Here is a 6,078-nt window from a genome sequence, read left to right as displayed (position 1 = left end):
GGGGGTTGGGGGGGTGGGGGGCGTGGGGGTGTCGGTGGGGGGCGGTCCCCGGGTCAGGGGACGCGGGGTCGGCGGGGCCCCGCCGGCCGTCCGCGCCGGGGGGGGGGCGCCCGTGCGGTGTCGGTCAGTGGATGATGCCGGTCCGGAGCGCGACCGCCACCATGCCGGCCCGGTCCCCGGTCCCGAGCTTGCGGGCGATCCGGGCGAGGTGGCTCTTCACCGTCAGCGCGGACAGCCCCATGGAGACGCCGATGGCCTTGTTGGACTGGCCCTCCGCAACCAGCCGCAGGACCTCGACCTCGCGGCCGGACAGCTCCCGGTAGCCGCCGGGGTGCCCGGGGGCGCCCGGGGGGCGGCGCTGCATCCGGGCCGCCGCCGCGCCGACCGGCACCGCGCCGGGCCGCCCGGGGATGCCCAGGTTGGTACGGGTGCCGGTGACGACGTACCCCTTGACGCCGCCCGCGAGCGCGTTGCGCACCGCGCCGATGTCGTCGGCGGCGGAGAGGGCCAGGCCGTTCGGCCAGCCCGCGGCGCGGGTCTCGGACAGCAGGGTCAGCCCCGAGCCGTCGGGCAGGTGGACATCGGCGACGCAGATGTCGCGGGGGTTGCCGACTCTGGGGCGGGCCTCCGCGATCGACGACGCCTCGATGACGTCACGCACGCCGAGCGCCCACAGGTGGCGGGTGACGGTGGAGCGGACACGGGGGTCGGCGACGACGACCATGGCCGTCGGCTTGTTCGGGCGGTAGGCGACCAGGCTTGCGGGCTGCTCGAGAAGAACGGACACCAGGCCTCCTGAGGGGGAGTGGTGGGACGTGGGCCGGCCCAGGGGAAGTCGGGGCGATCCATGCGGGAAGGGTCACAGGTTCCTTCGGCAGCAAATCCGGGCAGCTTTAGTCAATGATCACGATTTGGTGAGTAACAATTCGGGCAATTCGGATGCGTGATCGATCATCAGCGGCGCGGTGGTCGAGCCGGCCTGCCCGGCGCCGGACGCGAGCCGAGCGCGGGGGCGCGAGAGCGCGTGGAGCGGGCACGGGGCGCTGGCGCGCGGAACGCGGCGCGGCGGGTCCGGAGGGGGCGGTCGCGCGCGCCGGGCGGCGCGGGGTGGGGCAGGTTTTCCGGCGGGACGGCGGGACGGCGGGACGGCGGGACGGCGGGACGGCGGGACGGCCGGCGACGCCGACGGGCCGAGGGGGCGGCGGGACGCGGGCTGCTGCCGGTGCCCGCCGCCATGGGCGCGGCGGGGGCCGGTCAGTGGGGCGGCTGGGGGCCCCGTCGCTGCGGCAGGGTGACCACGGCCCCGTCCGAGCCGTTGGCCGGCGGCAGCCCTGCGATCTGGCACAGCAGCTCGCACCAGGCGGCCAGGTGGGCCGCCGTGTCCGGCACGCCCCCTTTGCCCTCGAGCGGCGTCCACGAGGCGCGGATCTCGATCTGGGTGGCCGGTGCCCGGTCCGCGAGCCCCCCGAAGTAGTGCGAGCCGGCCAGCGTGACGGTGCCGCTCGGCTCCTTGTACTCGGCCCCCCGCGCCTCGAACGCGCCGGTCAGCCACGACCAGCAGACCTCGGGGAGCAGCGGGTCGGCCGCCATCTCCGGCTCCAGCTCCGCCCGGACGAGCGTCACCAGCCGGAAGGTCCCCTTCCAGGCGTCGTGGCCCTTCGGGTCGTGCAGCAGGACGAGCCGCCCGTCGGAGAGGTCCTGGTCGTCCTGGACGACCGCCGCCTCCAGGGCGTAGGAGAACGGGGCGAGCCGCTGCGGCGGGCGCGCCGGGTCGATCTCCATCTCCGGCCGCAGCCGGGCTGTGCGCAGCGCCTCGACCGCCTGCCGGAAGGGCAGCGGGGCCTCGTCCCCGTCCGTGTTGTCAGCACCGTCCGCAAGGTGTCCCTGAGCCGCAGCCATGCGGGGAAGACTAGGCGGAACGGGAGCCCGGGACGCGTAGGGACACCCGGGAGGCGGCACCCTCTTGGCGGGCGCGTGCGAAGATTTGGTGCGTGAGTGCCATTGAACGCCCGACGGGCCAGCAGCAGACCAGCACAGCCGTAGCCGAGTCGGTGTTCCTGAAGGCGTGCCGCCGCGAACCGGTGTCCCACACGCCGGTGTGGTTCATGCGGCAGGCCGGGCGCTCGCTGCCCGAGTACCTCAAGCTGCGCGAGGGCATCCCGATGCTCGACTCGTGCATGCGCCCCGACCTCGTCACCGAGATCACCCTGCAGCCGGTCCGGCGGCACAAGGTCGACGCGGCGATCTTCTTCAGCGACATCGTCGTCCCGCTCAAGGCCATCGGGATCGACCTCGACATCAAGCCGGGCGTCGGCCCGGTCGTCGCCCAGCCCGTGCGGACCCGCGCCGATCTGGAGCGGCTGCGTCCGCTGGAGCCGGACGACGTGCGGTACGTCGCCGAGGCCGTCGGCATGCTCACCGGCGAGCTGGGGTCCACCCCGCTGATCGGCTTCGCCGGGGCGCCGTTCACCCTCGCCAGCTATCTCGTCGAGGGCGGCCCGTCCCGCAACCACGAGCACACCAAGGCCATGATGTACGGCGACCCGGAGCTCTGGGCCGACCTGCTCGACCGGCTCGCGGACATCACCTCCGCCTTCCTGAAGGTGCAGATCGAGGCGGGCGCCTCCGCGGTGCAGCTCTTCGACTCCTGGGCCGGCGCGCTCGCCCCGGTCGACTACCGCGGTTCGGTCCTCCCCGCCTCGGCCAAGGTGTTCGACGCGGTCGCCGGGTACGGCGTGCCGCGCATCCACTTCGGCGTCGGCACCGGCGAGCTGCTCGGCCTCATGAGCGAGGCCGGCGCGGACGTGGTGGGCGTCGACTGGCGGGTCCCGATGGACGAGGCGGCCCGCCGGGTCCCCGGCAAGGCGCTGCAGGGCAACCTCGACCCGGCCGTGCTGTTCGCGCCGCGCGGCGCCGTGGAGGCCAAGGCCCGCGAGGTGCTGGACGCCGCCCGCGACCTGCCCGGCCACGTCTTCAACCTGGGCCACGGCGTGCTCCCCAGCACGGACCCGGACGCGCTCACCCGGCTCGTGGAGTACGTCCACACCGAGACGGCGCGCTAGATCGCATCGGCTGGGTCCTGTTCGGCGCGCCGCCCGGGCGGCGCGCCGAACAGGACCGGCAGGCGAACGGGAACCGGGCGGGGACGGCGCTGTGCCGTCCCCGCCCGGTGTGTCGTTCCGGCAGGTCAGGGCGGGCCCGAGCCCAGCAGGGTGAAGGCCCCGTACGCCGCCGAGGCGAGCACCGCCGCACCCAGCACCACGGCGGTGCGCGCCGGGCGCAGCTTCAGCAGGGCCACCGCCGGGGGCAGCAGCAGCGGGAACGCGGGCATGATCAGGCGCGGCCGTGAGCCGAAGTAGCCCGCGCCGACCAGGGACACGAACACCATCGCCGCCGTGTACACCAGCAGCGGCAGCGGCATCCGCTGCCGGACGCAGAGCCACAGCAGCCACCCCAGCAGCGCCAGCGCGGCGCACAGCCCCAGCCCGGCGAGGAGGTTCGTGGTGAGGTGGTGCCAGACGAATCCGGCGAGCGCCACACCGCCGTCGAAGCCGTTGCCCCACTGGCCCTGCACCTCGAAGTAGGCGAACAGGCTGCCGTTGCGGACCGCCACGTAGAGCACGTAGGCCAGCCAGCCCAGCGGCGCCAGCAGCACCCCGAGCAGCATCCGGCCGTGCTCGCGCAGCAGCCGGCCGGGGCGGGCGCCGGCGCGCCAGGCCTGGAAGAGGACGACCGCCGCCGGTATCCACACCGCCGCGACCACCGCCGCCGCCGACGGCCGGGTCAGCCCGGCGAGCACCGCGAGGCCGCCCGTCCAGACCCAGCGCCGGGTCAGCACCGCGTACACCGCCCAGGCGGCCAGCGCCGTGAACAGCGTCTCGGTGTAGGCCATCGACTGCACGAACGCCGTCGGGTACGCCCCCCACAGCACCGCGAGGATCACCCCCGCCCGGCGGCCGTGCAGCAGCGCGCCCGTCGCGTAGATCCCCCAGGCGGCGAAGAGCGAGGCGGTCCAGCTCACCAGCAGCCCCGCGTCCGGCACGCTCAGCGGGGAGAGGGCGGAGATCGCCCGCTCCAGGGCGGGCATCAGCGGGAAGAAGGCGAGGTTCGAGTGGACGTCGCCGTTCGGCAGGTGCACCTCGTACCCGTAGCCCCCGGTCGCCACCCGGGCGTACCAGAGGGAGTCCCAGCGGGCGCTGAGCAGCGTGTGCGGGCTCTTCCCGGCGACCGACGCGGAGATGCCGAGGACGATCAGCCCCACCGCGCGGGCTCCGGCGTACGCGAGCAGTGCGGGCGCTGCGGCGCGCAGCGAGGCGGTGGCGCGGTCGCGCAGGGACGGACTCGGCGGGGACTCGGTCGGGGTCCGGGTGAGTTCGGGCATGGGGGCGATTATCACGGTACGGGTGAGTGCCCCGGGACAGCGGGGAGGGCGGGATTCCGCAGATCCCGGGCCTGCCGGGGCCGACGCGGCCCTGGTGGTCCCGGCTGTACCGGCCTCGGCCGTCTCCTGCCGGGCCGGCCTCGATGCCCCGGCCGTGCGTGTCCGCGCCCGGCCGTGCCGTCCCTGACCGGACGGGAACGCGGTGTTCCCGCCGCCGCGGCTCCTGCCGGGCTCCACGGCCGTCCCGGCTGCCGTGCTCCGCTCCGCCCCCTACCCCTCGCCCCGGCTCTCCTGCGCCACCGCGGCCGACGCCTTGCGGGCCGCCACCAGGACCGGGTCCCACACGGGGGAGAAGGGCGGCGCGTAGCCCAGGTCGAGGGCGGTCATCGCCTCGACGGTCATCCCGGCGGTGAGCGCCACCGCGGCGATGTCGACCCGCTTGCCCGCGCCCTCGCGCCCCACGATCTGCAGGCCCAGCAGCCGGCCGGTGCGGCGCTCGGCCAGCATCTTCACCGTCATCGGCCGGGCGCCCGGGTAGTAGCCGGCCCGGTTGGTCGACTCGACGGTGACCGCCACGTACCGCAGTCCGGCGGCGGCCGCCTGCACCTCCAGCAGCCCGGTGCGGGCGATCTCCAGATCGCACACCTTGCTGACCGCCGTGCCCACCACCCCCGGGAACGTCGCATAGCCGCCGCCCACATTGGTGCCGATGACCTGGCCGTGCTTGTTGGCGTGCGTCCCGAGGGGGAGGTGCCGGGTGCGGCCCGAGACGAGGTCCAGCACCTCGACGCAGTCGCCGCCCGCCCAGATGTCCTCCCGGCCCCGCACCCGCATCGACAGGTCGGTGAGCAGGCCACCGGAGTCGCCGAGCGGCAGTCCGGCGTCCCGGGCGAGCGAGGTCTCGGGGCGGACGCCCAGCCCCAGCACGACGAGGTCCGCCGGGTACTCCGCCTCCTGCGTCAGCACCGCCGCGACCCGCCCGGCGTCCGTGGTGCGGATCCCGGTGACCTCGGCGCCGGTGACGGTCTCGATGCCCAGCCCGCACATGGCGTCGTGCACCAGCCGCCCCATGTCCGGATCGAGGGTGGCCATGGGCCGGCCGGACCGCTCCAGCACGGTGACCTCACAGCCCCGCCGGATCAGCGCCTCGGCCATCTCCACCCCGATGTACCCCGCTCCCACGACGACGGCGCGCAGCCCCTCGCCCCGCCCGCCGAGGGCCTCGACGAGCGCCCGGCCGTCGTCGAGCGTCTGCACCCCGTGCACCCCGTCCGCGTCGAAGCCGGGCAGGCCGGGCCGGACCGGCCGGGCGCCGGTGGCCACGACCAGCCGGTCGTAGCCCTCCCAGCGCTCACCGTCGTTCGCGTCCAGATCCCGCACCCGCACCCGCTGCCGGTCGGGGTCGATCTCCGTGACCTCGGTCCGCAGCCGCAGTCCGATCCCGCGGCGGCGGTGCTCGGTGGCGGTGCGGACCACCAGGGCGTCCGGCCCGTCGACGTCACCGGCGGCCCAGTAGGGGATGCCGCAGGCGGAGTACGAGGTGTACCGGCCGCGCTCGAAGGCGATGATCTCCAGCTCGCCGGGGCCCTTCAGCCTGCGGGCCGCGGACGCTGCGGCCATGCCCGCCGCATCCCCGCCGATCACCACCAGCCGCTGTGCCGCCATCGCCCGTGCTCCCTCCGCCGTCCTGTGCCGAC

At 75.4% G+C, this 6,078-nt stretch carries 5 protein-coding genes; 1 reads left to right on the top strand and 4 read right to left on the bottom strand.

Going from position 1 to position 6,078, the window contains the following annotated elements; genetic code table 11:
* Positions 1-124: 124 nt before the first annotated feature.
* Positions 125-787, bottom strand: a complete 663-nt coding sequence (locus ACFYYR_RS05545) for a response regulator transcription factor (RefSeq protein ID WP_351508467.1) — start codon at positions 785-787, stop codon at positions 125-127.
* Positions 788-1,254: 467 nt separating this feature from the next.
* Entirely contained in the window at positions 1,255-1,899 is a 645-nt protein-coding gene (locus ACFYYR_RS05540; protein WP_388847188.1) for a DUF3000 domain-containing protein, read from the bottom strand.
* Between the two features lie 92 nt (positions 1,900-1,991).
* Between ACFYYR_RS05540 and hemE the strand changes: the two genes are divergently transcribed.
* A complete protein-coding gene (gene hemE / locus ACFYYR_RS05535; protein ID WP_388847186.1) occupies positions 1,992-3,062 on the top strand; it encodes a uroporphyrinogen decarboxylase in 1,071 nt (356 codons plus the stop codon).
* Positions 3,063-3,187: 125 nt separating this feature from the next.
* Here hemE and ACFYYR_RS05530 read toward each other — a convergent pair whose 3' ends face one another.
* Positions 3,188-4,381 carry a hypothetical protein gene (locus ACFYYR_RS05530; protein WP_388847184.1) on the bottom strand — a complete coding sequence of 398 codons (1,194 nt, stop codon included), beginning with the start codon at positions 4,379-4,381 and terminating at the stop codon, positions 3,188-3,190.
* A gap of 270 nt (positions 4,382-4,651) precedes the next feature.
* A complete protein-coding gene (locus ACFYYR_RS05525) occupies positions 4,652-6,046 on the bottom strand; it encodes an FAD-dependent oxidoreductase (RefSeq protein WP_388847182.1) in 1,395 nt (464 codons plus the stop codon).
* Between the last annotated feature and the right edge of the window lie 32 nt (positions 6,047-6,078).

It is taken from the genome of Streptomyces sp. NPDC001922 (assembly GCF_042891165.1).
Taxonomy (GTDB): Bacteria; Actinomycetota; Actinomycetes; order Streptomycetales; family Streptomycetaceae; genus Streptomyces.
Note: the sequence above shows the minus strand (reverse complement) of the source record. Positions and strands in the feature narration are given on the sequence as shown.